Here is a 24,783-nt window from a genome sequence, read left to right as displayed (position 1 = left end):
GCGGCTCCGCCGCATCCCGGGCCGCGACTCTTGACGGTTCGCGGCTGAGTGCAGTCGTACGAATCGCCGACCCGTCAGAAAACGCGGCTCCGCCGCATCCCGAGCCGCGACTCTTGACGGGCCGCGTGGAAGAAGCGCGCGGAGAGGGGGGTGCGGCGCGGGTCGACGGGCGAGCGACAGCCGCTCGGACGCCGCCCGCAGAACCGCCGCCTATCCTGGAACCCATGACCGATGCACTTCGCTCCGGCCTTGCGCTCGACGAGCTCAGCGACGAGATCCGCCCGCAGGACGACCTTTTCCGCCACGTGAACGGCTCGTGGCTCGACCGCACCGAGATCCCCGACGACAAGGCGAGGTGGGGATCGTTCCACCTCATCGCCGAGCAGGCCGAGAAGGACGTTCGGGCGATCATCGAGGAGTCGCAGGATGCCGAGCCCGGCACCGAGACCCGCAAGATCGGCGACCTCTACGCCAGTTTCATGGACGAAGGCCGCATCGCCGAACTCGGTGCCGCGCCGCTGACCGCGCAGCTGGCGCGGATCGACGAGGTTGCCAGCATCCCTGATTTCCTGCGCCTGGTGGGCGCGTTCGAGCGCGAGGGCGCGGGCTCGCTCATGGTGCTCTACGTCGAGCCCGACCCCGGCAACCCGCAGCGGTACGTGCCGTTCTTCGTGCAGGGCGGGCTGAGCCTTCCCGACGAGAGCTACTACCGCCTGGAGAACTTCGCCGACACCCGCACGGCGTTCCGGGCCCACCTCGAGAAGATGCTGGAGCTCGCCGGGGTCGCCGACCCCGCGGCATCCGCTGATCGCATCTTCTCGCTCGAGACCGAGCTGGCGACCCACCACTGGAACAACGTCAAGAGCCGCGACGCGGTCGCCACCTACAACCTGCGCACCTGGGAGCAGGTCAAGAGCCTCGCCGGCGCCGACCTCCAGCCGTGGCTGGAGGGTCTCGCGCCCGGGTTCGAGGACGCGTTCGGCGACGTCGTCGTCTACCAGCCGAGCTTCATCGAGGGGCTCGGCGGACTGCTGCGCGAAGACCGGCTCGAGGACTGGAAGGCGTGGCTGCGGTTCCAGGTCGTGCACGCGCTCGCGCCCTTCCTGTCGGATGACTTCGTCGCGGCGAACTTCGCGTTCTACGGCACTCAGCTCACCGGCGTGCCCGTCAATCGCGAGCGCTGGAAGCGCGGGGTGAGCCTCACCGAGGCGGCCATGGGCGAGGCGATCGGCAAGGTGTACGTCGAGCGGCACTTCCCGCCGGCGGCGAAGGACGCGATGGACGAGCTTGTCGCGAACCTCATCGAGGCGTATCGGCAGAGCATCTCCGAGCTCGAGTGGATGACCCCCGAGACCCGCGAGCGGGCGCTCGCCAAGCTCGAGGCCTTCACGCCCAAGATCGGCTATCCCGTGAAGTGGAAGGATTACTCCTCGCTCGAGATCGACGAGGCCGACCTCGTCGGCAACGTCCGCCGCTCGCACATCTGGGAGCACGATCGTCAGCTGGCCAAGGTCGGCGGACCGATCGATCGTGACGAGTGGTACATGACGCCGCAGACGGTGAACGCGTACTACAACCCGCTGATGAACGAGATCGTGTTCCCGGCGGCGATCCTGCAGTACCCGTTCTTCGACGAGACCCGGGATGCGGCCGCCAACTACGGCGGCATCGGCGCGGTCATCGGTCACGAGATCGGTCACGGCTTCGACGACCAGGGGAGCCGGTTCGACGGCGACGGATCGCTTCGCGACTGGTGGACGGATGCCGACCGCGCGGCCTTCGAGGAGCGCACCGCGGTGCTCATCGAGCAGTACAACGCGCTCGTGCCGCAGGGCCTCGCAGAGGAGAACACGGTCAACGGCGCGCTGACGATCGGCGAGAACATCGGCGACCTGGGCGGCCTCGGCATCGCGATCAAGGCGTACCGCCTCTCGCTCGGCGCCGACCTCGAGGGCGCCCCGGTGGCGGGTCCCGAGATCGACGGGTACACCGGCATCCAGCGGCTGCTGCTGTCGTGGGCGCAGATCTGGCAGCAGAAGGGTCGCGACGCCGAGACGATCCGCCTGCTGACGATCGACCCGCACTCGCCGAACGAGTTCCGCTGCAACCAGATCGTCCGTAACATCGATGCGTTCTACGACGCGTTCGATGTCGCCGAGTCCGATGCGCTGTGGCTCGAGAAGGACAAGCGCGTCACCATCTGGTAGCCCGGCCGGTCTGGTGGCGAAGGCCGTCTTCGCGTAGACAGTTGATCGAACCGTCTGGCAGGAGGGACAGTCGCGTGGCGATGCCCATCGAACCGCCGTCGCAGGGGTCATCCGGACCCGGCTCCCGTCGCGAACCCGACACGCTGCGCGGACCCCGCCGCGGACGCGCGCGCGCCTCGCGTCGCGGCGGGGGCGGCACGCGCACGTTCACCACCACGCTGCGCGCCCTCGACGCCGTCGCCGCATCGGGCGCGCAGGTCTCGGTGCGCATCACCGACCTCGACCGCGGTACCACCGTGCTCGCCGGTGATGACCACGTCACCCAGCCGGTCGCCGGGCTCGGCGTCGTGCCCCTGCTGATCGAGGTCGCCGCGCAGTTCGAGGGCGGAACGCTCGATCCTCTCGAGCTGTTCGACCGGGCGGCGCTGGCCGGCGTCGAAGGGGCCGGGCTCTGGCAGCACCTGAAGGTCCCGACGCTGCCGCTCGTCGACATGGCGGTGCTCGCCGCCGCCGCGGGTGACGGCCTTGCGGCGAACGGACTGCTCGAGCGGGTGGGCCTTCCCGTCGTGCGGGCGCGGATCGACGCGCTCGGGCTCACGCGCACCGCACTCCTCGACCGGTTCCGCGACCACCGGGGGCCCGACGATGCCCCGCACTTCGCCCTGAGCTCGGCCCGCGACCTTGCGCAGGTCTTCGCGGCCTTGGCGAACAGTCAGGCCGTGTCGCCCGCGGTCAGCGCGCAGGTCGCGGAGTGGCTCACCCTCAACCACGATCTCTCCCTCGTCGCTTCGGCCACAGGGCTCGACCCCTTTGCGCACGAGAGCGACGATCACGGACTGCTGTTCTTGAACAAGACCGGCCGCGACCGCGGCATCCGTGTCGAGGCCGGTGTGATCGCCGGTCCGCGCGCGGGAGTCTCCTACGCCCTCATCGTGTGCTTCGACGACCTGTCGGTGATGCACCGCATCCGCGCGCACGAGGCGTTCCGCACGCTCGGGGTCGAGCTCATGGAGTACGTGTACTGAGCGGGGTGGTCACCCGGAAGCCGCCTCGACCAGATCTTCTCCTGCTGAGCAGGCGTCTTCCCTTAGGACTTACTCGCGCGCCGCGTGACCCGGTCGAGGAGGACCTCGATCGGCGCGCTGAGCACGATCACGTGGGCGAATCGATCGCGGAACACGCCCTCGCTCTCGGCAGTGCCCGAGACCACGACGTCTTTCTGTGTCGCGAGGAATCGCGTCATCCGCTCTTCGTCCCAGGGGTCGAGCTGACGGTCGCGGACCTGCCGGTGAGGAGGAGGCGGGCCATGCGGCCGCTGTCCCTTCCCTCTCGGGCGATGCGCCTCTACGATGCCGCCATGGAGTACACCATCGCCTTCGCCATCGTCGCAGTGATGGCGCTCAGCGTCATTTCATTGCTGATGTTGCGCGAGCGAGCCCAGAAGCGGATGACGCGTGACGACCTCCAGCGCGCGGGCTCGACAGCGGACGTGAGTCCTCTCCGTGCGACACGGCGCGCCGAGGGCAAGGCCGCATGGACCCGCTTGGGCGGTGGCGGGGCCGGGTGACCCCCATCCCGATCCGGGACTCAGCCGTTGTCGCCCGACTTATCGGGCAGGTACGCCTCGATCGCCGCGGCGAGCTTCGCGGGCGTCATCGACTGCAGCCAGACGTGGCCCGGGCCGTGCACCTGCGCGAGGAAGAGCGAGTCGCCGAAGAACGCTTCAGGCCGCTCATGAACCCGCCTTTGCCGCCCGAGCCGAACGCGGTGGAGGTCTGGATGTCGAACCCCGGAGTGAGCCATGAGACGTCGCCGCCTTCGGCGATGACCCGCTCCCCGGGGTCGAGGGTCAGTTCGAGAACCGGCATCGTCGTGCCCGCGATCGTCGCCTTCATGCGCACACCTCACCCATCGGAAGCCTTCTGTACCTGCGATCGCCGGCGTCCGCGAAGCGCAAAGAGGGCGATGACGGTGACTGGTGCCATCGCGATGTGGCACAGCGAGAGCGAGAGCGTGCTGCCGGTGTCGAAGTCGGCGGGGATGGTCAGCGTGAAGATCGATCCGATCTCGAGAATAACCGCGACGATCGCAGCGACGACGAACACGCTGCGCCACCATCGCCCCACGACGGCAGCGATGGTGAGACCGGCCGCGAGCGGGGCCGCAGTGAAAAGAGTGAGCACCGGCGGCAGTACCTGAAGCGGCCCGCCCGCGGCGGTGAACCAGAACTCCACTCCCGCAAGCCGCGCCACGCCGTAGATCGCGAGGTTCACCAGGACTGCTGTGACGACGGCGACCAGGATGATCCAGACCGGCCTCAGACCGGCCAGGCCTGTGACGAGGCGTCTCATGCTCGCACATTACACGCGCGGCGTCGTCAGGGACGATCGCTGAAGACGATCGTGTGATTCCCGTGACGGATGACCCTGTCTTCGGCATGCCACTGCACGGCGCGCGAGAGCACGGCGCGCTCGACATACGCGCCGCGCGCCTGCAGGTCAGCGGCCGTCATCCGGTGATCGACGCGCGCGACGTCCTGCTCGATGATCGGACCCTCGTCGAGGTCTGCGGTCACGTAGTGGCTCGTTGCGCCGATCAGCTTCACACCGCGCTCCTTGGCCTTTCGGTAAGGCGCCGCGCCGATGAAGGCGGGGAGGAACGAATGGTGGATGTTGATGACGGGCACACCGACCTTCTCCAGGAAGTCCTCGGAAAGAATCTGCATGTAACGAGCCAGCACGACGAAGTCGACGTTGTCGCCGAGAAGCTTCAAAATCTCCGACTCGGCTTTGGACTTGTCGGCGCCCTGAGAGGGGACGTGGAAGAACGGGATCCCGAAGGAGCGCACGTCGTCGGCAGTGTTGGTGTGGTTCGAGATCACCATCGGAATGGTGACCGGAAGCTCGCCTCGGCGGTGGCGCCAGAGGAGCTCGAGGAGGCAGTGATCGCTCGTCGATGCCAGGACCGCCATGCGCTTGGGGACCGATTGATCGGTGAGCACCCACGTCATTCCGATCGGAGCGAGGGTCTCCTCTAAGTCCTTTTCGATGGCAGGCATCGCCGCGGTCAGATTCGCCCGGTGGAAGACGACGCGCTGGAAGAACCCGCCGCCCTCCGGGTCGTCAGAATACTGGTCGAGGGTGACGATGTTCCCGCTGTTGCGAGTGATCAGTGTGGAGACCGCTGCAACGAGTCCGGGCTGGTCAGGGCCGTGCACGATGAGACAGGCATGATCACGCAGAGCGTCAGTGTGCAGCGTCATGGAGAACTCCTCACAGGTGCGCGTGCATAGGTCCGCTTTCCACAGCCGTGGTCGCGCCCAGCCCGCAGAAGGTCAGAAAAGAAGTCTGACATCTCGCCGCAACGCCGTTCGCGCGGGTCGAGTGAAGCGGGTCAGGAGTCGAACCCCATCCCGACCGCGTCGAGCGTGCGCAGCAGGACGTTTCGCCGACCCTGGTTGTGGTCGGCGCGATCGAGCGACCACTTGGTGAGGGTGACCCCGAGGGCAGCCACCGGCTCGGGCGGGAAGGGGATGGGCTTGTCCTTGACCATCTTCAGCTCGGTGCGCTCGGTGGGCGTCCCGGCCAGCAGGTCGAGCATGACGTCGGCGGCGAACCGCGTGGCGCCGACCCCGAGTCCTGTGAAGCCGGCCGCATAGGCGACGGTGCCGCCACGAGCGACGCCGTAGAAGGCGCAGAACCGGGAACACGTGTCGATGGGGCCCGACCAGCGGTGGGAGAAGCGGAGCCCCTCGAGCTGCGGGAAGGTGGTGAAGAAGTGCGACGCCAGGGTGCGGTAGCTCGAGGCGCGCTCCTCGTAAGCGGGACGCACCTTGCGGCCGTAGTGGTAGATCGCGTCGTATCCGCCGAAGAGGATGCGGTCATCGCGCGTGAGCCGGTAGTAGTGGAACTGGTTGGCGAGGTCGGCGATGCCCTGGCGCCCCTCCCACCCGATGGCGGCCTTCTGCTGCGCGGTGAGAGGCTCGGTCATGAGGACGTAGTCGTAGACCGGCACCGTGTAGAGCCGCGTGCGGGTCAGCAATGACGGGAAGACGTTCGTCGCGAGCGCCACCTTGGCGGCCCGGACGGCGCCGTTGGAGGTGCGGACGATCGGCCGGCTTCCGGCCTCGGAGTCGATGTCGACCACCCGGGAGTGCTCGAAGATCTCCACCCCCGCCTCCACGGCCACCCGCGCGAGCTCGGCGGCGAGCTTGCCGGGGTGGACGAGCGCGGTCTCCTCGCGCTCCCAGGCGCCGGCGAGATAGGTGGGGGAGTCGACGAGGGCGCGGGTGGCCGCGGCATCCAGGAACCCCTCCTCCTCGGCCAGCCATTCGATCTGGTGGGGTTCGACGGCGACCGAGAGGGTGCCCGTGCGCTCGAACTCGGCATCCATGCCGTAGCGGGTGACGGTCTCGCCGATGGCATCGAGGTTCTCGCGCCCCAGTTCGTCGAGGCGGTCGATCTCGTCGGGCCAGCGGGTGGCGCCGTTGTCGTGGCCGTGAGTGAGGCTCGCCTCGCAGAAGCCGCCGTTGCGTCCGGAGGCCGCCCAGCCGACGGTACGGGCCTCGACGACGATCACCCGTCGTGCCGGATCGCGTTCCTTGGCGCGGAGCGCCGTCCACAGCCCCGCGTAGCCGGCGCCGACCACGACGAGGTCGGCGAGGTGCGTGCCGACCAGTCGCGGGTACGAGGGCGGGGTGATGTCGTCGAGCCAGAACACGCTGTGGCGGGTCGCGCCCAGCGCATGATCGATCACCGCGGCCGCGGGTGGGCGGCGTTCGAAGACGGTGGTGTGCATCGGGTCCTCCTCGAGCGTGGCGAAGGCCGCTCAGCACCACTGTGCACATCGGCGGCGCGATTCGCCAGTGCCGCGGGTCGAGTCGGGGGAACGTGTCCGGTCAGGAGGCGAACGCGAGACGGCGGAGGAGGGCCATGAGGATGCGGCGCTCGTCGGCGTCGAGGTCGCCGTGCACCGCTTCCTCCGCGCGGCGGGCGGTCTGCTGCGCGTCGCGGGCGAGCTCCTGACCGGCGACGGTGGCGACCACGGCGTTCGCGCGCCGGTCGTTGGGGTCGGCGCGGCGCTTGACGAGGCCCCGCTTGGCCGATCGTACGCGCGCGGAGGGGAAGGGGAACGGGGTGGCCAAGAAGTGGCGAGGGTGCACTGGCTCCCCGCGAGGGTGCACCCGCTCCCCGCGAGGGTGCACTCCCTCCCGCGCGAGCCTGGGCGGGATGCGGCCACCACCGCCGGATGCCGCGGCCCGGCGACGGCTCAGCCCGCCTGCGGCAGCGGCCAGCCGGTGTAGGCCTCCGCCAGGTAGGACTTGCCCGCCTCGGACTCGACGACGGATCGCAGTTCGCCGATCTGCCGCCGCCCCGTGAACCGTCCCGTGCTGACCCTGTCCGACGCCGGCGGCCCCCGGGTGCCCCGCTCGTCGTCCTCGGCGACTCGCTCGGCACCTCGACGATCCTGTGGGAGCAGGTCGTTCCGGTGCTTCGGGCCCGGTTCCGGGTGCGCGCGTTCGACCTCCCCGGTCACGGCGCCTCTCCCGCGGCGACCGACCCGTTCACCGTCGCCGACCTCGCCGACGCCCTCGCCGCCGAGATTGGCGAGCCCTTCCACTACGCCGGGGTGTCGCTCGGGGGCGCCATCGGGTTGGAGCTGGCCCTGCGGCATCCCTCCCTCGTCCGCTCCGCGAACGATCATCGCCTCCGGTGCGAAGATCGGCACGGCCGACGGATGGCACGAGCGCGCCGCGCAGGTGCGGCAGCAGTCGACGTCGTCGCTCACCATCGCCTCGGCCGGGCGGTGGTTCGCCCCCGACACGATCGCCGGGAACCCCGACCTCACCGGGCGGCTCCTGCACTCCCTGCGCGATGCCGACGCCGAGAGCTACGCCCGCTGCTGCGAGGCGCTCGCCGCGCACGACGTGCGCGACCGGCTGGGCGAGATCACCGTGCCCGTGCTGGCGGTCTGGGGCGGATCCGACGAGGTCACCCCCGAGAGCCTCGTCCGGGAGATCGCCGACGGCGTCGCCCGCGTTCCGCATCGCTGCAGAGGTCTACGTCGACGCACCATGATGTGAGCATGACCGCAGAGCCGCCGGCGACCGAGACCACCGAACCGCCGATGACGGATGCCGCAGTCGCCGCCGATCGCGTGACGATGCGCTTCCTGGCGCTGCCCCATGATGCCGCCGCCGGTGGCCTGACCGTCGCCGCGGGAAGCGTGATGGAGTGGATCGACCAGGCGGGCTACGCCTGCGCCGTCGGCTGGAGCGGGCGCTACTGCGTCACGGCGTACGTCGGGAACGTGCAGCACACCCGCCCGATCGCGCCCGGATCGCTCGTGGCCGTGCACGCCCGCGTCGTGCACACCGGCCGGTCGAGCGTCCACGTCGCCGTGACCGTCGAGGCCGCGGACATCCGATCCCGTCAGTACGAACCGGCGACCACCTGCATGCTCGTCTTCGTCGCCGTCGATGACGACCGCCGCCCCGCGTCGGTGCCGGAGTGGACGCCGCGCACCGACGCCGACCGGGCCCTCGGGGCGATCGCGACCTCGCGGATCGCCGCCCGCGACACCATCAAGAAGGCCATGCTCGGCCAGGTCTACACCGAAGACACCGCGGCGCCCCGGTCGCAGATGCGCTTCCTCGCGCCGCCGAGCGCGGTGAACTTCGGCGGCGCCGCGCACGGCGGCACGGTGATGGGCTGGATCGATGAGGCCGCCTACGCGTGCGCGGCCGCGTGGTCGTCCGACAAGGCCGTCGCGGTGTACTCCGGGGGTATCCACTTCCTCGCGCCGGTGCGCATCGGGCACCTCGTCGAGCTCGACGCCCGCCTCATCTACACCGGCCCCCGCAGCATGCACATCGTCGTGCGGGTGCTCTCGGCCGACCCCCGGACCCCCGCTGAGAAGAGCCTCACCACGCAGTGCATCATGGTCTTCGTCGACCCCGGCACCGACGGCCGCGCCCGGCCGGTTCCGCGGTGGGAGCCCGAACTCGCCGAGGATGTGCGGCTCGTGCGCCACGCCGTGGAACTCATCCGCGAGCGCGAGCGCATCGTGCCGATCCCCACCGCGCTGACGCTGCAGGACTGACCGCGCCGCGCCGCGCCCCCGCCGCGCGGCACCGCGTTCCCCGGGCACTTCCGTCCCCAACTCCTGCAGAACGGCCCGCTCCCAGGTCCCCGCGGCGGGTTGTGGCGCGATCGGCGCCGATCTGCAGGAGTTGGGGACACGACCGCGGCGCGCGCCGCGACGAAGGGTCGCGCCAACGGGCGTTCCGGCGTACCATGGGTACGCGATACGTACAGGCGTACGTATCGCGAACATTTTACGAGTCAGGCAGGAGCCGGTGTGATCGACAAGACCGTGACGGGCGTCGCGGACGCCGTCGCCGACATCCCCGACGGGGCCACCGTCATGATCGGCGGCTTCGGTCGCGCCGGTCAGCCGGTCGAGCTCATCGACGCCCTCATCGCACAGGGCGCGACAGACCTGACGATCGTCAACAACAACGCCGGCAACGGGGATGTGGGACTTGCGGCCCTCCTCGCCACGCGGCGAGTGCGCAAGATCATCTGCTCGTTCCCCCGCCAGAGCGACTCGTGGGTCTTCGACGGCCTGTACCGCGATGGCGACATCGAGCTCGAACTCGTGCCACAGGGCAACCTCGCCGAGCGCATCCGCGCCGCCGGCGCCGGGATCGGTGCCTTCTTCTCGCCGACCGGAGTGGGTACCGAACTCGCGGAGGGCAAGGAATCCCGCGAGATCGATGGACGCACCTACGTGCTCGAGTATCCGATCAAGGCCGACGTCGCCCTCATCAGCGCGCTGAAGGGCGACCGGTGGGGCAACCTCGTCTTCCGCGAGACGGCCCGGAACTTCGGCCCGATCATGGCCACGGCCGCGACCCGCACGATCGCCCAGGTCGACCAGATCGTGCCGCTGGGAAGCCTCGACCCCGAGACGGTGGTGACCCCCGGCATCTTCGTCGACCGCGTCGTCGCCGTCGGTGAGCGACCCTGGCTGAAAGACGGCGCCTTCGTGGGCGGCGTCGACCTGGAAGGACGGCCCGTCTGATGAGCACCCGCATCTCGCGAGACGACCTCGCCCGCCGCATCGCCGCCGACATCCCCGAGGGCGCGTACGTCAACCTCGGCATCGGCGCCCCCACCCTCGTGGCCAACTTCCTTCCCGCCGACCTCGAGATCATCCTCCACACCGAGAACGGGCTCCTGGGCATGGGGCCGGCCCCCGAGGCCGGCGCCGTCGATCCCGATCTCATCAACGCCGGCAAGCAGGCCGTCACCGCCCTCCCGGGCGCGGCGTACTTCCACCACGCCGACTCCTTCGGCATGATGCGCGGCGGACACCTCGATGTCTGCGTGCTCGGGGCGTTCCAGGCCTCCGAGGCCGGCGACCTGGCGAACTGGTCGACGGGGGCGCCCGGCGCCATCCCCGCCGTCGGCGGGGCGATGGACCTCGCCATCGGCGCCAAGGACGTCTACGTCATGACCGACCTGCTCACCAAGGCTGGCGAGTCCAAGCTCGTCACGGCCTGCACCTACCCGCTCACCGGCGTCGGGTGCGTCACCCGCGTCTACACCGACCACGCGATCTTCGACGTGGCCCCGGGCGGCTTCGCGGTGCGCGAGGCGTTCGGCGACAACACCGTCGCCTCGCTCGAAGAACTCACGGGCCTCAGCCTGGCCCCGGCGGAAGGACACTGACCCATGCCCGCGACCTACATCTACGACGCCGTCCGCACCCCTTTCGGCCGCGCCGGCGGCGCGCTCTCCGGCGTCCGCCCCGACGACCTGGCCGCCGTGGCGATGAAGGCCGTCGTCGAGCGGACGGGCCTGGACCCCGCCCGCATCGACGACGTGATCTTCGGCGACGCCAACCAGGCCGGTGAGGACAACCGCAACGTCGCGCGTTTCGGCGCCCTGCTCGCGGGATTTCCCACCACGGTGCCGGGCGTGACCGTCAACCGCCTCTGCGGTTCGAGCATGGAGGCCGTCATCCAGGGGGCGCGGGCGATCGAGTCCGGCGATGCCGACGTCATCCTCGCCGGCGGCGTGGAGTCGATGAGCCGCGCGCCGTTCGTGGTGGAGAAGTCGCCGAAGCCGTGGCCGGCCACCGGCAACCAGACGATGTGGAACACCTCGATCGGCTGGCGCATGACGAACAAGGCGCTGCCGAAGGAGTGGACGATCTCCAACGGCGAGTCCGCCGAGAAGCTCGCGTCGATCTACGGGATCTCCCGAGAAGAACAGGATGCCTTCGCTCTGCGCAGTCACGAGCGCGCCGCCCGGGCGTGGGCGGACGGCGTCTTCGACGGCGAGATCGTCCAGGTCGCCGGCGCCGAGCTCACCCGCGACGAGGGAATCCGCGCCGACACGACGCTCGACAAGCTCGCAGGCCTGCGGGCGCTGTTCGCCGCCGACGGCACAGTGACCGCCGGCAACTCGTCGTCGATCAACGACGGTGCCGCGGCGATCCTTCTCGGCGCCGAGGGGGCACTGGAGGGTGAGCCGCTGGCGCGGATCACCGGTCGTGCCGCCTTCGGCAACGACCCCGATGTCTTCGGGGTCGCCCCCGTGGAGGCGGCGAACCGGGCCCTGGCCCGGGCGGGTCGGACGTGGGCCGACGTCGACGTCATGGAGCTGAACGAGGCCTTCGCCTCGCAGAGCCTCGCATGCCTGGAGCTGTGGACCGAGCTCGACCCCGAGAAGGCGAACGTGCACGGCGGAGCGATCGCGATCGGCCACCCGCTCGGCGCCTCGGGGGCTCGCGTCATCGGTCGCGCGGCGCACGAGCTCGCCCGTCGCGGCTCGGGGGTGGCGGTCGCCGCGCTCTGCATCGGCGTCGGTCAGGGGCTCGCGGTGGTCCTCGAGCGGTGAGCGCCGATCCCGAACCGTCGAGCGAGTTCGTCCAATCCCTGGCGCGCGGGCTCGGGGTGATCCGCGCGTTCGATGCCGAGCACCCCTCGCTCAGCCTCAGCGACGTCGCGCGGCGCACCGACCTCACCCGCGCGGCAGCGCGGCGGTTCCTGCACACCCTGCAGACCCTCGGCTACGTCCGCAGCGACGGTCGCGCGTTCGCGCTGACGCCGAAGGTGCTCGAGCTCGGCTTCAGCTACCTGTCCGCGCTGTCGCTGCCCGAGGTCGTGCAACCCCACCTGGAGGCGCTTTCGCGCGAGGTCGACGAAAGCGTCTCGGCGGCGGTCCTCGCCGGCGCCGAGGTCGTGTACGTCGCCCGTGTGCCCACGCGTCGCATCATGAGCGTCCGCATCACGATCGGAACGCGGTTCCCCGCCTATGCCACCTCGATGGGGCGGGTGCTGCTGGCCGCCCTGCCGGACGCGGCGGCCGCCGACATCCTCGCCCTCCTCCCTCCCGAGCACCTCACCGAGCGCACCCTCGTCGACCCCGAGGCGCTCGCCGCCGAGCTCGCCCGCGTGCGCACGCAGGGGTGGTCGCTCGTCGACGGCGAGCTCGAGCCCGGCCTCCGCTCGGTCGCCGCGCCGATCCGCGATCGCACGGGCACCGTCGTGGCCGCCGTCAACATCTCCACCAGCGCCACACGCGACACCGTCGACCGGGTGCGCGAGACCTACCTTCCCGCGCTCCTGGCGACGACCCGCGCGATCGAGGCAGACCTGCGGCTGGTGTGATTCCCGCGGACGAGATCGCCCTCTCGTCCGCGGGTTTACGTTGGGCGTATGCGGTCTCGATCAGCGGCAGCCTTGTTCGCTCTCCTCGCTGCGGCGTCGCTCGCCGGGTGCGCGGGCGGAGCGGCGGAGAGGTCGGAGCCGTCCACGGGAGCTGCACCGCCGGAGACCGGCGACCCCGCCGCCTTCGCACAGGCCGAGGAGTGGCTCGAGGCCGCCGCTCTCCCACCCGGAGCCGTGCGGTCCGACGCGAGTGCGGGCGAATTCCTCTCCTTCACGGGATGGCCGTGCACCCCGGTCGAGGAGCTCGAGGGTTTCTGGACCATTCCCGACGCGACCGTCGCCGACACGGCGAACTGGCTCCTGGCGAATCCGACCGCCGATCTGACGACGACGGCGGTCGGCCCCTACCCCGACGATCCCGCACTCGACAACCTGACTGTCGGCTACATCCCCGCCGACGGTGCGCAAGAGGGTGTCGTCTACACGGTCGTCCGCACGCCCGACGGTGTCGCCGTGCGGGCGGAGGTCGCCGCCCTCACCGAGGCGGCCGCGTGTCCGGAGCTGCCGGACGGAGGAACGCTCGGGCCTCCCGGCCAGGGCTGAGGGCAGGGCAGGATGAAGGGGTGATGAGCACCGCGAGCACGGAACCCCGGGGAACGATGGTCCTCGTCCGACACGGCGAGACCGAGTGGAGCAAGAGCGGGCGCCACACCGGGCTCACCGACATCCCGCTCACCGAGACCGGCGTCTACAAGTCCGAGCTGGCCGGCACGCTCCTCGCCACCCGTCGCTTCGACCGCGTGCTCACCAGCCCGCTCCGCCGCGCCGTCGATACCGCCCGGTACGCGGGTTTTCCCGACGCCGAGCCCGATGAGCGCCTCCACGAGTGGGACTACGGCGCATACGAGGGGCTCACCACCCCCGAGATCATCGCCCAGCTCGGACACCCCTGGTCGATCTGGGACGACGGCGCGCCTGCCGGCGAGACCCCGGGTGAGAGCGTCGCCCAGGTCACCGCGCGCGCGGAGTCGCTGCTCGGCGACATCCGTCCGCGCCTCGAGCGCGGCGAGCACGTGCTGATGTTCTCCCACGCCCACTTCATCCGCGCCCTGACCGGCACCTGGCTCGGGCTCACCGCGTCGGGCGGCCGCTACTTCTGGCTCGGCACCTCGGCGGTCAATGAGCTCGGCTTCGAGCACGCGCGCCCCGTCGTTCTGCAGTGGAACCACGTGCGCGGGCGGTGACCGGGGGCCTCGACGACGCTGCAGAGGACGATGTCGCACCCCCGTGCGACGATGCGCGCGGGGAGGGAGGTGTCGATGCACGACACGGCGACGGTGCTGCACGCCGACCTCGACGCGTTCTACGCCTCGGTCGAGCAGCGCGACGCGCCCGCGCTCCGCGGCCGCCCGGTGATCGTCGGCGGCGGCGTCGTGCTCGCCGCCAGCTACGAGGCCAAGGCCCGCGGGGTGCGGACCGCGATGGGTGAACGCCAGGCGCGGGAGCTCTGCCCCGACGCGATCGTCGTTCCGCCGCGGATGGAGGCGTACTCCGCGGCCCCCAAGGCCGTGTTCGAGATCTTCCGCGACACCACCCCGCTGGTCGAAGGGCTCTCGATCGACGAGGCCTTCCTCGAGGTCGGCGGACTCCGCCGCATCGCCGGTCCTCCCGCCGACATCGCTGCCCGCCTGCGCGAACGCGTCCGCGCCGAGGTCGGCCTCCCGATCTCGGTCGGCGTCGCCCGTACGAAGTTCCTCGCCAAGGTCGCCAGCGCCGTGAGCAAGCCCGATGGCCTCCTCATCGTCGAACCCGGCGAGGAGGAGGCCTTCCTCCTGCCGCTGCCCGTCGAGCGGCTGTGGGGCGTCGGCGCGAAGACCGCTGAGAAGCTGCACGGTCTCGGGATTCGCACCGTCGGACAGCTCGCCGAGCTCGAGGCGGCGACTGCCGAACGCCTCCTCGGGAGGGCAGCGGGCGCGCACCTCCACGCCCTCGCGCGCCTGCGCGACCCGCGACCGGTCGACACCACCCGCCGGCGCCGTTCGATCGGGTCGCAGCGGGCCCTCGGCACCCGCCCCCGCACCCCCGACGAGCTCGATGTCATCCTCAGCCAGATCGTCGATCGGCTGGCCCGGCGGCTCCGCGACGGCAACCGGGTCTGCCGGAGCGTCGTCCTCCGCCTGCGCTTCGGCGACTACACCAAGGCGACGAGATCACGCACGCTGCGGTTCCCCACCGATCGCACGTCGGTGCTCATCGACACGGCACGGATGCTGCTGGCCGCTGCCCTTCCGACGATCACCGAGCGGGGCATCACCCTGATCGGTCTCTCGCTGTCGCATCTCGAGCACGCCGACAGCGTGCAACCCGAGCTCCCCCTCGACTTCACCGGCGGCGATCAGATCGACGGTGCTCTCGACGACGTGCTCGATCGCCTTCGCGATCGCTTCGGGGCCTCTGCGGTCGGCCGCGCCACCCAGCTGGGTCGTGATCCCGGGTGGTCGACGCCGATCCTGCCCGAGCACGAGTAGGGGGGAGGACCAACGGCCCCCACGATCCGACCGTCTGCACGTACCGTGCGGTCATGAAGACCGATCGCGCGTTCCGGAATGCTGAGCGATGATCGTCTTCGTGGTGCTGGGCGTCGCGCTGGGCGCCGCCGTCGGCATTCCGCTGGGTCGGCGAATCGACCGCACCCGGCCGCCGCAGCGGGTGAGCGCTCTGGCGTGGACAGCACTCGCTCTCGGCGTCGTCGCGGTCGCACTGCTCGCCGGCGCCCTCTTCCTCCCGCTGGCGCTCCCGGGACCGACCGGCTCAGCCGTCAATTCCACGCCGGTGTCCATCGTGCTGTCGATGGCCGGGGTGACCGCTGCGGTCTGGGCGATCGCGCGCGGCGACCGCCGCTGGGTCTCGTGGACCGCGGGTGGGATCGCCGCTGTCCCCACCGTCTTCTGGACCGTCTTCGCGCTGGGCTATCTCATCGACCCGAATCCGGCGTCCGGGTGACGGCGCGCCTTCCGCCGTCGCCGCGCCGAGCGCCCGGCCCCCGAGGACTGCGACAGCCCCTGCGCGCCGCAGCGGACGCTTCCCTACCCTGAGCGATAGCCTCGCTCCGTGCGCGGAAGTGGGCGGAGTTCATGAGTCTCGATGTCGATGCGTTCCGCTCGCAGTTCCCCTCCCTCGCCTCCGGCATCGCGCACTTCGACGGCCCCGGCGGCACCCAGACGCCCCTCGCGGTCGCTGAGGCGATCGCGCGCACGCTGACCGCGCCGCTGTCCAATCGCGGTTCGTCGGTGCGCAGCGAACGGAATGCGGATGACGCGGTCGCCGCGTTCCGCGCGGCCGTGGCCGACCTGCTGGCCGCCGACCCGCGCGGTGTGGTTTACGGACGGAGCGCCACGCAGCTCACCTACGACCTCTCCCGAACCCTCGCCGCCTCGTGGGCGGAGGGTGACGAGATCGTCGTGTCCGAGCTCGACCACGACGCCAACGTCCGCCCCTGGGTGCAGGCGGCTGAGGCGCGCGGCGTGAGCGTGCGGTGGCTGCCGCTGGATCCCGCCACCGCCGAACTCGACCTGTCAGGTCTCGACGAGATCGTCAACGACCGCACCCGGCTGGTCGCGGTCACCGCGGCATCCAATCTCCTCGGCACCATCCCGCCCGTCGCTCGCATCGCGGCGCGCGCCCACGCCGTGGGGGCCCTCGTCCACGTGGACGGGGTTCACTACGCCGCTCACGCCTCGGTCGACGTCACCGCCCTCGGCGCGGATTTCTTCGTGTGCTCGCCGTACAAGTTCTTCGGTCCGCACTGTGCGGTGCTCGTCGCCGACCCGGCGCTGCTGGAGACCCTGCACCCCGACAAACTCGTCCCCTCGACCGATCAGGTGCCCGAGCGCTTCGAGCTGGGCACCCTGCCCTACGAGGCCCTTGCCGGCGTCACCGCCGCCGTCGACGTGATCGCCGGGATCGCGCCGCCCGCCCCGTCTCGTCGCGAGCGCCTCGTCGCGGCACACCAGCTGATCGAGCGGCACGAGAACGCGCTGCGCGAACGCATCGAGACCCGCGTCACCGAGCTCGGCCTCGAGGTGCACTCGCGCGCGGACCGGCGCACGCCGACGCTCTACGTCACCCTGGGTGACCGAGTCGCTTCGGCGGCGTCGAGCTTTCTCGCCGAGCGCGACATCCTCGCCCCGTCGGGGAGCTTCTATGCCTGGGAGACCTTCCGGGCGCTCCGCCTCCCGGTCGAAGCCGGCATGCGCATCGGGGTCGCCGCGTACACGAGCGACGACGACGTCGATCGCCTCCTCGAAGGACTTTCGGAGTTTCTGACACGATGACCGCCCCTGCCCCTGCCCCTGCCCCCGCGCCCGCCCCCGCGTCCTCGGCCGCCGAGCCGCCGCGCCTGTCCGGCCTCTTCGGCGACATGGAGCTGCTCGTCGTCATCCTTCTCGGCATCGTCTCGGTGTCCACCGCCTACACCTCGTTCCAGTCGACGCTGTACGACGGTCTCACCGCGTCGTCGTACTCGCAGGCGCAGAACACACAGACCGAGGCCGAGTCGCTGTACCTCGAGGCGAACCAGACCTACGTGCAGGACGTCCAGACCTGGGGTCGGCTCACCGAACTGTCGGTCGACATGGACAACCCCGACCCCGTGATCGCCGACGCCGCGAGTGCGAAGTTCGACACCCTCCAGTTCGTGCTCGTCGATGAGATCTTCGATGCGGCCATCACCTGGTCCGACGAGGAGACCACCGCCACCGGCGATTACGTCGGGCCGTTCGAGTCGGAGGAGTACTTCGCCGCCCGCTTCGGTGCCTGGGCCGAAGAGGATGACCGCAGCACGGCGCTCTTCGAGAGTGCGGAGGAGTACAACACCCTCGGTGACCGGCTGCAGCTGAACACCGTGCTGATGGCGATCACCCTGTTCCTCCTCGGTGTCGCCGCGGTGGTCAAGCGCCGTCGCATCCAGTGGATCCTCATCGGATTCGGCATGTCGATCTTCACCGTCGCCGCCGTGCTGACAGCCCTGGTGCCGTTCGCCTGGTTCTGATCGGATGGGTTCTGACCCGCGTGATCTGAGGAGGCAATCGATGGCATCCATTCCCGAGGATCCCCGTCCGGAGCTCACTCCCCTCGCCGCCCTGACTTCGAGCTTCGTGACAGAGCAGTCGGTGTACGGCGTGATCCTCGTGTCGGGGATGATCGTGATGAGCGGCGCAGGGGATCCCACGAGTCTCAGCGTCTTCGTCGTCGTCGTGAGTACCGTCGTCGTCTTCTGGGGCGCTCACGTCTACGCCGGCACGGTCGCCGGGCACGGCTTCGGGCGCGATGCGCGCCCGCTGTCGGTCGCGTTCCGCCGCGCGGTGCGGCAGTCCAACGGGTTGCTCGTCTCCGCGCTGATCCCCTGCGCGATCCTCCTGCTCGGCACGGCGCGTCTGGTGGACGACCAACTCGCGATCTGGGCGGCTCTCCTCTCGGGCACCGTGCTGCTGGCCGCGCTCGGGTGGATCGCGTTCCGCCGACGCGGCGCCTCGGTGCCGCGCAGTCTCGCCGGATCAGCGATGACAGCCGCGTTCGGCGCCGTCATGGCGCTGCTGAAGGTCATCGTCGTGCATTGACCGCGGTGAGGACGCGTGCCCCGCTAGCGTGAGGGCGTGCCCTTCGCCGTCGCCCTCACCGTCCTGCTCGTCCTCCTCGGCGCCTTCCAGCTGGCACTCGCCGCCGGCGCCCCGCTCGGTCACTTCGCCTGGGGCGGGCAGCATCGCGTTCTCCCGACCCGGCTGCGTGTCGGGAGCGTGGTGTCGATCCTGATCTATGCGGTGATCGTCCTCATCGCCTGGAGCCGGGTCGGCGCGGTCGACCTCCTTCCGCGAGTCGTGTCGGAGGTGGGCATGTGGGTCGTCTTCGGCTACTTCGCGCTCGGGATCGTGATGAACGCGCTGTCGCGCTCGAGGCCGGAGCGGTTCACGATGACGCCGGTCTGCCTCGTGCTGGCGGTGCTGTCGTTCTTCATCGCGATGGGCTTCGACGACATCGAGATGGAGACGCTCACCCTCTGACCGGCGGCAACGGGCACTATCGCGAGCCCCAGTTCCAGGCCGGCCGGTCGAGCACTCCCTGCCCCGCGACCTGCGTGCCGCCGGTCCCGCTCTCCAGTCGATGGGTGAGCGCACCCGATCGCTCGAGCGCTCCGGCCAGACGTTCGGCGTGGGTGACGACGATCACCTGGGACTGAGCGGATGCCGCGGCGATGAGTTCGGCGAGGGGATCGAGCAGGTCGGGGTGCAGGCTCGCCTCCGGCTCGTTCAGCACGAGGAGGGGCGCCGGGCGGGCGGGGAGGAGTGCCGCGCAAAGCAGCAGATATCGCAGCGTGCCGTCCGAGAGCTCGCCGGCCGCGAGGGCACGGAGGAGTCCCGGCTGCCGCATCGCCAGGGTGAATCGACCGTCCGCCGCGTCGATCTGCACCCGGGCGCCCGGGAAGGCGCGGGCGACGGCGCCATCGAGTTCCGCACCGAAGCCGGCATCGCGGATGGTCGCCCAGACCGCCGCGAGGTTCTCGCCGCCGTGCGCCAGGGTGTGCGAGCGCGTGCCGATCTGCGGCGCACGGGCGGGGGCGTCGGCGTCGACGCGGAAGTGATCGTAGAACCGCCAGCCGGCGAGTGTGCGCCGGAGCGTCAGGAGCTCGGGCCCCGTGTCGCCGTCGGCGAGGTCGGTGACGATGCTCTCCCACGGTGCGAGCGGTTGAGCCAGGGTCGTCCAGGAATCCTCGCGCACGCGCGTCGCCGCACCCTTGCGGTCGATGAGCAGCGCGGCGGGCTTCGCAACCGGCCCTGCGAACACCTGCTCGCGCTTGATCTCGGGGTCGCGGCTGAAGAGGTTCTGCGGATCGGCCTGCGGAATGCCGAGGTCGACGAGGAAGCCGAGCTCGTCCGAGGCGTACCCGAGCTTCACGGCGATGGGTTCGCGCCGCACGGTGCCCTGGGTTCCGCCGAACTCGGGGCCTGCCCACAGCAGAGAGGGAAGCCCCCCTTCCCGGGCGATCGCCGCGATGAGCGACCCCGTGGCGGACTGCGCGAGGAGGCGCATCGCCCGGTGGAGGTTGGACTTGCCCGACCCGTTCGGGCCGGTGATCACCGTCAGCGCGTCGAGCGGCAGCACCAGGTCGCGCAGCGACCGGTACCCGGCGACGGCGAGGGTGGTGAGCACCCCGCCATCCTGTCAGGAGTGCCCGACACCGCCCCTCAGCCGGTCGGAGAGCACCTTGGCCCCCGCGGATGACGCGAACCCGCCGTCGACCGGGATCTCCGCGCCCGTGACGTAGGCCGCCGCATCCGAGAGCAGGAACGCGATCACCACGCGGCCGGCGATGTCCGGATGACGCCCGCTCGGCGTCATCCGCTACTTCACGCCCTTCATCAGCGCCAGCACGGGCTTCACCGACACCAGCAGCCCGACGCCCACGATGATCGCGAGCCCGCCGAGGATGGCGAAGTACGGCCCCTCGTTGTTCACGTCGAAGAACTGGGCGAGCCAGCCCGAGATGGAGGTGCCGAGCGCGACCGAGAGGAAGAACAGCGCCACCATCTGGGTGTGGAACATCTCGGGGGCGAGCTTGGTGGTCACCGACAGGCCGACCGGAGAGACCAGCAGCTCGGCGACGGTGAAGACGAACAGGATGCCCACGAGCGCGAGGAGCGGAGTGGAGTTCGGCCCGCCGCCGGCGAACGGCAGGAAGAGCAGGAAGGCGACCCCCATGATCATCGTGCCGATGGCGAACTTCACCGGCGTCGACGGCTGGCGGGTGCCGAGCTTCAGCCACAGGGTCGCGAAGACGCCCGAGAGGATGATGATGAAGATCGGGTTGATCGACTGCACCCATGACACCGGCATCGTCCAGCCGAAGATGTCGCGGTTCAGCTTCTGGTCGGAGTAGATCGTCACCACGGTGAACTGCTGCTGGTACAGCGACCAGAACGCGACGCTGGTGATGAACAGCGGCAGGAATCCCCAGACCCGCGAGCGCTCGGTCGAGGTGATGCGGCGGCTGGAGAGGATGACGAAGAAGTAGGCGATCGTCGCGGCGAGGGTCACCACGATGACGACCAGCGAGAGGTTGTCGACAGTGATGACGCCGAAAAGGACCATCGCGACGATCAGGCCGAGCCCGGCGGCGCCGATGCCGAGGAAGAGGCCGTACCGGTGGCGCGGGAGCGGGTTCGGCACGATGCTCGCCTCGGGAGGGAGCTGCTTGCGCCCGAAGGAGTACTGGATGAGTCCGAGCGCCATGCCGACCGCGGCCAGGCCGAAGCCCCAGTGGAACCCCATGGTCGTCTGCAGGAGACCGGTGAGGAGCGGACCGAAGAACGCGCCGAGGTTGATGCCGAGGTAGAACAGCGAGAACCCGGCGTCGCGACGCGGGTCGTCGGCGGTGTACAGGGTGCCCACCACCGAGGTGGCGTTGGCTTTCAGCCCGCCCGATCCGAGCGCGACGAGGATGAGGCCGACGGTGACTCCGAGGAAGCCCGGGAGAAGGGCCAGGGCGATATGCCCCGCCATGATGACGATCGCGCTGTAGAACAGCACCCGCTCCGAGCCGAGGATGCGGTCGGCGATCCAGGCGCCGAGGATGGTGGAGAGGTAGACCGATCCGCCGTAGGCGCCGACGATGCCCGCCGCGACGGTCTCGAGGAGCCCGAGGCCGCCCTGCGTCGTGGAGTAGTACAGGTAGATGAGCAGGATGCCCTGCATGCCGTAGAAGCTGAACCGCTCCCACATCTCCACACCGAACACGTGGGCGAGAGCCCACGGCTGGCCGAAGAAGCGGGTGTCGTGATCGCCCTCGCCCCGCCCGAACGGTCTCTCGGTCGTGTCCGCCGCTGTCGCGCCCGTCGGGGGTCCGACGGGGACCTGCTCGGGTGCCCGGTCGCGGTCATCGCTGTCCATGCGATGACGATACGCCCGCATGCTCCGACCGTGGAGACCATTTCGCCGGCGCGAGGAAACCCGGCCGAGCCGCGTACATCCGAGGGTGAAACGTCCGCGCCCCGGCGGATCGTCCTCGCCTCAGCGGGTGACGCGCTCGTGTTCGGGGAGCGCCGGGTGGCGTTCGCGGGCGTCGTGGCGACGGGGGATGAAGAGGGCGACGACGAGCGCGATGATCGCGGCGGCGCCGCCGAGGATGAACGAGACCTGGAAGGCGGTGCCCGTCGGCACGTCGACGCCCTGGAAGGGCGTGACGTAGGTGGCGAGCACGACGCCGATGACGGCGGCCGCGGTGCTCGTGCCGAGCGAGCGGAAGAGGGCGTTGAGGCCGTTCGAGGCGCCGGTCTCGGACTGCGGCACCGAGCGCATGATGAGCATCGGCATCGCGGCGTACCCGAAGCCGATCCCGACCCCGATGAGGATGTTCGCGACGAGGATCTCCCACACCTCGCGGGAGAACAGCAGCGTGTAGCCGTAGGCGACGATGAGGGCGAACGCGCCGAGGATGAGCAGCAGGCGCGGGCCGAAGATGCGGGCCAAGCGGCCTGAGAACGGGGAGAGGAGCATCATCATCAGGCCCGCCGGCATGACCACGAGGCTCGCGGCGATGAGCGACAGGCCGAAGCCGCCGGTGGCGACGGGAAGCTCGAGCATCTGCGGGTAGACCACGTTCGAGGCGAACAGCGAGAAGCCCATCGCGATCGAGGCGATGTTGGTCAGCAGCACCGGGCGGCGCGCGGCGACCCGGAGGTCCAGGAGCGGTTCGCTGATCCGCAGCTCGTACCAGCCCCACGCCACCAGGATGGCGAGCCCTCCGAGCCCGAGCGCGAGAACGGCGGGGGAACCCCAGCCCCACTCGTTGCCGCGGGAGATCGCCAGCAGCACGCCCAGGAGTCCGATCGACATGCCCGCCGCGCCGACGTAGTCGAAGCGACCAGCGGTGCGCAGTGTGCTCACCGGCACGATCCACAGCACGAGGATGAACACGATGACGCCGAGGCCCGCCGACATCCAGAACAGCACATGCCAGTCGCTGCGCTCGGTGATGAGGGCGCTGATCGGGAGGCCGAGCGCGCCGCCGACGCCGAGGGTGGCGCTGATGAGCGCGATGGCGGTGTCGACGCGGTTCTCGTGCAGCACGTCGCGGAGGATCGAGATCCCGAGCGGGACGACGCCGGTCACCGCCCCCTGAAGGGCGCGCCCGACGATCACCCCGACGATCCCCGGAGAGAGCGCGGCGATGACCGAACCGATGACGAGCAGGGTGAGGAGCACCAGCACGATGCGGCGCTTGCCGTACATGTCGCCCAGGCGCCCCGCCACGGGGGTGCTGATCGCGGCGGCGAGGAGGGTCGCGGTCACCACCCAGGCGGTGTCTTCGCGGCTGGCGTCCAAGAGCTCGGGGAGCTTCGATTGGATGGGCACCACGAGGGTGAACATGAAGGATGACGCCAGGCCCGCGACCGCGAGCACGGCGACGATCGCACCCTGTCGAGGCTTTCGGCTGAGGCTCTTCCGGGTGTCCTCAGCTCGATCGCGCACCGAGCCAGCCTACTCCCGCTCGACATCACCGGCGCTCGCTTTGTGAACAGTCGTGCGCTGAACGAACATTCCAGACGAGAGATTGGCGTGCGCCGGGCGAGGTGCCATGCTCGATTCGATGAACCCGCCCCTCGAGCTGCGCCTCCTCGCCCGGCTGCGCGTGCCGATCAAGGCCTCCGTCGTCGCCGGTGCCGTGGTGGGCGGCGAGCGGCGCATCATCCCCATCGGCGCCGGCACCGTGTCGGGCCCCGTCCTCTTCGGCGAGGTGCTCCCGCTCGGCGCGGATTGGAACCTTCGCCGCCCCGACGGCACCGAGACGGTCTCGGCGCGTTACCTGCTGCGCCTCACCGACGGCACGGTGCTGTCGGTGCGGAACGAGGGTGTGCTCACCCCGGGTCCAGGCGGACCCGAGGGCATCACGGCGCTGCAGATCGAGGCGCCGGTCGGCTCGCCGTGGGCGTGGCTGAACGACGCCATCCTCGTCGGCAGCCTCGCGGTCATCTTCGACGGCGAGGCCGTCGCCGGGGTGTCGCTGGAGTACTGGATCACCCATCGACGGGGAGAAGAACCGCGCGAGTAGGGTGAGGCCATGGCCGAGGCATCCGTTCCCACTCCGCCCGGAATCGCCCTTCGCCCGCTCGACACGGTGGAGGCCGTCCACACCGCCTCGGCGGTGCTCTCCGACGTGTGGGGCGGTGACCGGTCGGGCATGCCGCCGAACCTCCTGCGCGCGCTCGCCCACACCGGCAACTACGCCATGGGCCTCTACGCCGACGAGCACATGGTCGGCGCGTCCGTCGCCTTCTTCGCTGCGCCCGCCGCCCGCTCGATGCACTCGCACATCACCGGCGTCCTGCCCGGCCATCAGAGTCAGGGCCTCGGGCGGATCCTGAAGCAGCATCAGCGCGAGTGGGCGCTCGCACGCGACGTCGGGCACATCACCTGGACCTTCGACCCCCTCGTCGCGCGCAACGCCCACTTCAACCTTCAGGTGCTCGGAACGCGGGTGACGGAATACCTGGTGAACCATTACGGCGCGATGGACGACGGGGTCAACCGGGGCGATGAGACCGACCGGATCCTGGTGTCGTGGGCGCTCGCAGCGCCGCCCGTGCCGACGCCGGCCGACGACCGGGTGGTCGCCGAGGTCCCGGTGCCCCCCGACATCGCCGCGATCCGGCGCGACACCCCGGCCGAGGCGGCCGCCTGGCGGCGGCACGTGCGCGCGGCGCTTCTCTCGCATCTCGCGGACGGCCTCGTGATCGGCGGATTCGACGCTCCACGCGGTTACCTGCTGGTCAGGCCCTGATGTTCGCGTATCAGCAGGCCGCGTGGTGACTCTCTTCTGGTGACGCTGGGGGCGTCACCAGA

29 protein-coding genes and 1 pseudogene are annotated in these 24,783 nt (G+C 70.4%); 20 read left to right on the top strand and 10 right to left on the bottom strand.

Going from position 1 to position 24,783, the window contains the following annotated elements:
- Positions 1–224: 224 nt before the first annotated feature.
- Together DT073_RS01695 and DT073_RS01690 are read left to right on the top strand one after the other, a co-directional pair.
- Positions 225–2,207 carry a M13 family metallopeptidase gene (locus tag DT073_RS01695; protein WP_164478124.1) on the top strand — a complete coding sequence of 661 codons (1,983 nt, stop codon included), beginning with the start codon at positions 225–227 and terminating at the stop codon, positions 2,205–2,207.
- A gap of 80 nt (positions 2,208–2,287) precedes the next feature.
- Positions 2,288–3,232 carry a serine hydrolase gene (locus tag DT073_RS01690; RefSeq protein ID WP_124294290.1) on the top strand — a complete coding sequence of 315 codons (945 nt, stop codon included), beginning with the start codon at positions 2,288–2,290 and terminating at the stop codon, positions 3,230–3,232.
- Positions 3,233–3,294: 62 nt separating this feature from the next.
- On the opposite strand, the gene DT073_RS15775 is transcribed toward DT073_RS01690, so the two are convergent.
- Positions 3,295–3,450 (bottom strand): hypothetical protein, encoded by a 156-nt coding sequence (locus DT073_RS15775; RefSeq protein WP_164478123.1) that lies wholly within the window; start codon positions 3,448–3,450, stop codon positions 3,295–3,297.
- Between the two features lie 114 nt (positions 3,451–3,564).
- Here DT073_RS15775 and DT073_RS01685 point away from each other — a divergent pair, with 114 nt between their 5' ends.
- Positions 3,565–3,774 (top strand): hypothetical protein, encoded by a 210-nt coding sequence (locus DT073_RS01685; RefSeq protein WP_124291821.1) that lies wholly within the window; start codon positions 3,565–3,567, stop codon positions 3,772–3,774.
- An 85-nt stretch (positions 3,775–3,859) separates the two neighbouring features.
- Here the strand turns inward: DT073_RS01685 and DT073_RS01680 are convergent, their stop codons facing one another.
- The 5 genes from DT073_RS01680 to DT073_RS01660 form a co-directional block, all read right to left on the bottom strand.
- Positions 3,860–4,102, bottom strand: coding sequence for an AIM24 family protein (locus DT073_RS01680; RefSeq protein ID WP_205782975.1), 243 nt, complete (start codon positions 4,100–4,102; stop codon positions 3,860–3,862).
- 9 nt (positions 4,103–4,111) lie between these two features.
- A complete protein-coding gene (locus tag DT073_RS01675) occupies positions 4,112–4,558 on the bottom strand; it encodes a DUF6069 family protein (protein ID WP_124291820.1) in 447 nt (148 codons plus the stop codon).
- Between the two features lie 26 nt (positions 4,559–4,584).
- Positions 4,585–5,469, bottom strand: a complete 885-nt coding sequence (purU, locus tag DT073_RS01670; RefSeq protein ID WP_124291819.1) for a formyltetrahydrofolate deformylase — start codon at positions 5,467–5,469, stop codon at positions 4,585–4,587.
- A gap of 131 nt (positions 5,470–5,600) precedes the next feature.
- The gene (locus DT073_RS01665) at positions 5,601–7,004 is read right to left on the bottom strand and encodes an NAD(P)/FAD-dependent oxidoreductase (RefSeq protein WP_124291818.1); all 1,404 of its coding nucleotides are present in this window, start codon (positions 7,002–7,004) and stop codon (positions 5,601–5,603) included.
- Positions 7,005–7,104: 100 nt separating this feature from the next.
- Complete coding sequence (locus tag DT073_RS01660) at positions 7,105–7,350, bottom strand: MarR family winged helix-turn-helix transcriptional regulator (protein WP_124291817.1); 246 nt, start codon at positions 7,348–7,350, stop codon at positions 7,105–7,107.
- 104 nt (positions 7,351–7,454) lie between these two features.
- On the opposite strand from DT073_RS01660, the pseudogene DT073_RS16180 reads away from it, so the two are divergent.
- The 15 genes and pseudogenes from DT073_RS16180 to DT073_RS01590 form a co-directional block, all read left to right on the top strand.
- A pseudogene (locus DT073_RS16180) lies at positions 7,455–7,838 on the top strand (alpha/beta fold hydrolase); the annotation flags it as partial.
- Positions 7,839–7,965: 127 nt separating this feature from the next.
- Positions 7,966–8,289, top strand: a complete 324-nt coding sequence (locus tag DT073_RS16000) for an alpha/beta fold hydrolase (protein WP_240638918.1) — start codon at positions 7,966–7,968, stop codon at positions 8,287–8,289.
- 2 nt (positions 8,290–8,291) lie between these two features.
- Entirely contained in the window at positions 8,292–9,308 is a 1,017-nt protein-coding gene (locus DT073_RS01650; protein ID WP_240638910.1) for an acyl-CoA thioesterase, read from the top strand.
- A gap of 258 nt (positions 9,309–9,566) precedes the next feature.
- Positions 9,567–10,292 carry a 3-oxoacid CoA-transferase subunit A gene (locus DT073_RS01645; protein WP_124291816.1) on the top strand — a complete coding sequence of 242 codons (726 nt, stop codon included), beginning with the start codon at positions 9,567–9,569 and terminating at the stop codon, positions 10,290–10,292.
- A complete protein-coding gene (locus DT073_RS01640) occupies positions 10,292–10,942 on the top strand; it encodes a 3-oxoacid CoA-transferase subunit B (protein ID WP_124291815.1) in 651 nt (216 codons plus the stop codon). The genes DT073_RS01645 and DT073_RS01640 overlap by 1 nt, the downstream gene beginning before the upstream one ends.
- 3 nt (positions 10,943–10,945) lie before the next feature.
- Complete coding sequence (locus tag DT073_RS01635) at positions 10,946–12,115, top strand: thiolase family protein (RefSeq protein ID WP_124291814.1); 1,170 nt, start codon at positions 10,946–10,948, stop codon at positions 12,113–12,115.
- Entirely contained in the window at positions 12,112–12,888 is a 777-nt protein-coding gene (locus DT073_RS01630) for an IclR family transcriptional regulator domain-containing protein (RefSeq protein WP_124291813.1), read from the top strand. Before DT073_RS01635 ends, DT073_RS01630 begins: the two co-directional genes overlap by 4 nt.
- 48 nt (positions 12,889–12,936) lie before the next feature.
- Positions 12,937–13,491 (top strand): hypothetical protein, encoded by a 555-nt coding sequence (locus DT073_RS01625; protein WP_124291812.1) that lies wholly within the window; start codon positions 12,937–12,939, stop codon positions 13,489–13,491.
- Positions 13,492–13,514: 23 nt separating this feature from the next.
- Positions 13,515–14,132: a histidine phosphatase family protein gene (locus DT073_RS01620; RefSeq protein ID WP_124291811.1), complete on the top strand. Its 618-nt coding sequence runs from the start codon at positions 13,515–13,517 to the stop codon at positions 14,130–14,132.
- Positions 14,133–14,207: 75 nt separating this feature from the next.
- Positions 14,208–15,416 (top strand): DNA polymerase IV, encoded by a 1,209-nt coding sequence (gene dinB, locus DT073_RS01615; protein WP_124291810.1) that lies wholly within the window; start codon positions 14,208–14,210, stop codon positions 15,414–15,416.
- A gap of 88 nt (positions 15,417–15,504) precedes the next feature.
- Positions 15,505–15,891 (top strand): hypothetical protein, encoded by a 387-nt coding sequence (locus tag DT073_RS01610; RefSeq protein ID WP_124291809.1) that lies wholly within the window; start codon positions 15,505–15,507, stop codon positions 15,889–15,891.
- Between the two features lie 131 nt (positions 15,892–16,022).
- A complete protein-coding gene (locus tag DT073_RS01605) occupies positions 16,023–17,222 on the top strand; it encodes a cysteine desulfurase-like protein (RefSeq protein ID WP_124291808.1) in 1,200 nt (399 codons plus the stop codon).
- Positions 17,219–17,938: a hypothetical protein gene (locus DT073_RS01600; protein ID WP_124291807.1), complete on the top strand. Its 720-nt coding sequence runs from the start codon at positions 17,219–17,221 to the stop codon at positions 17,936–17,938. Before DT073_RS01605 ends, DT073_RS01600 begins: the two co-directional genes overlap by 4 nt.
- Positions 17,939–17,978: 40 nt before the next feature.
- Positions 17,979–18,506, top strand: coding sequence for a hypothetical protein (locus DT073_RS01595; RefSeq protein ID WP_124291806.1), 528 nt, complete (start codon positions 17,979–17,981; stop codon positions 18,504–18,506).
- A 36-nt stretch (positions 18,507–18,542) separates the two neighbouring features.
- Positions 18,543–18,947 (top strand): hypothetical protein, encoded by a 405-nt coding sequence (locus DT073_RS01590; RefSeq protein WP_124291805.1) that lies wholly within the window; start codon positions 18,543–18,545, stop codon positions 18,945–18,947.
- 16 nt (positions 18,948–18,963) lie between these two features.
- On the opposite strand, the gene DT073_RS01585 is transcribed toward DT073_RS01590, so the two are convergent.
- The 4 genes from DT073_RS01585 to DT073_RS01570 form a co-directional block, all read right to left on the bottom strand.
- Positions 18,964–20,094 (bottom strand): AAA family ATPase, encoded by a 1,131-nt coding sequence (locus DT073_RS01585; protein ID WP_124291804.1) that lies wholly within the window; start codon positions 20,092–20,094, stop codon positions 18,964–18,966.
- A gap of 12 nt (positions 20,095–20,106) precedes the next feature.
- A complete protein-coding gene (locus tag DT073_RS01580) occupies positions 20,107–20,283 on the bottom strand; it encodes an SDR family oxidoreductase (RefSeq protein WP_124291803.1) in 177 nt (58 codons plus the stop codon).
- 3 nt (positions 20,284–20,286) lie between these two features.
- Positions 20,287–21,831, bottom strand: a complete 1,545-nt coding sequence (locus DT073_RS01575; protein WP_124291802.1) for a peptide MFS transporter — start codon at positions 21,829–21,831, stop codon at positions 20,287–20,289.
- 120 nt (positions 21,832–21,951) lie between these two features.
- Positions 21,952–23,412: an MFS transporter gene (locus tag DT073_RS01570; protein ID WP_276310440.1), complete on the bottom strand. Its 1,461-nt coding sequence runs from the start codon at positions 23,410–23,412 to the stop codon at positions 21,952–21,954.
- 106 nt (positions 23,413–23,518) lie between these two features.
- On the opposite strand from DT073_RS01570, the gene DT073_RS01565 reads away from it, so the two are divergent.
- Entirely contained in the window at positions 23,519–23,992 is a 474-nt protein-coding gene (locus tag DT073_RS01565) for a DUF3237 domain-containing protein (RefSeq protein WP_124291801.1), read from the top strand.
- Positions 23,993–24,001: 9 nt separating this feature from the next.
- Positions 24,002–24,721 (top strand): GNAT family N-acetyltransferase, encoded by a 720-nt coding sequence (locus tag DT073_RS01560; protein ID WP_124291800.1) that lies wholly within the window; start codon positions 24,002–24,004, stop codon positions 24,719–24,721.
- Positions 24,722–24,783: the final 62 nt, after the last annotated feature.

Source organism: Microbacterium sp. ABRD28 (assembly GCF_003850245.1).
Classification (GTDB): Bacteria; Actinomycetota; Actinomycetes; order Actinomycetales; family Microbacteriaceae; genus Microbacterium.
This window is presented reverse-complemented; position numbering and strand designations above follow the sequence as displayed.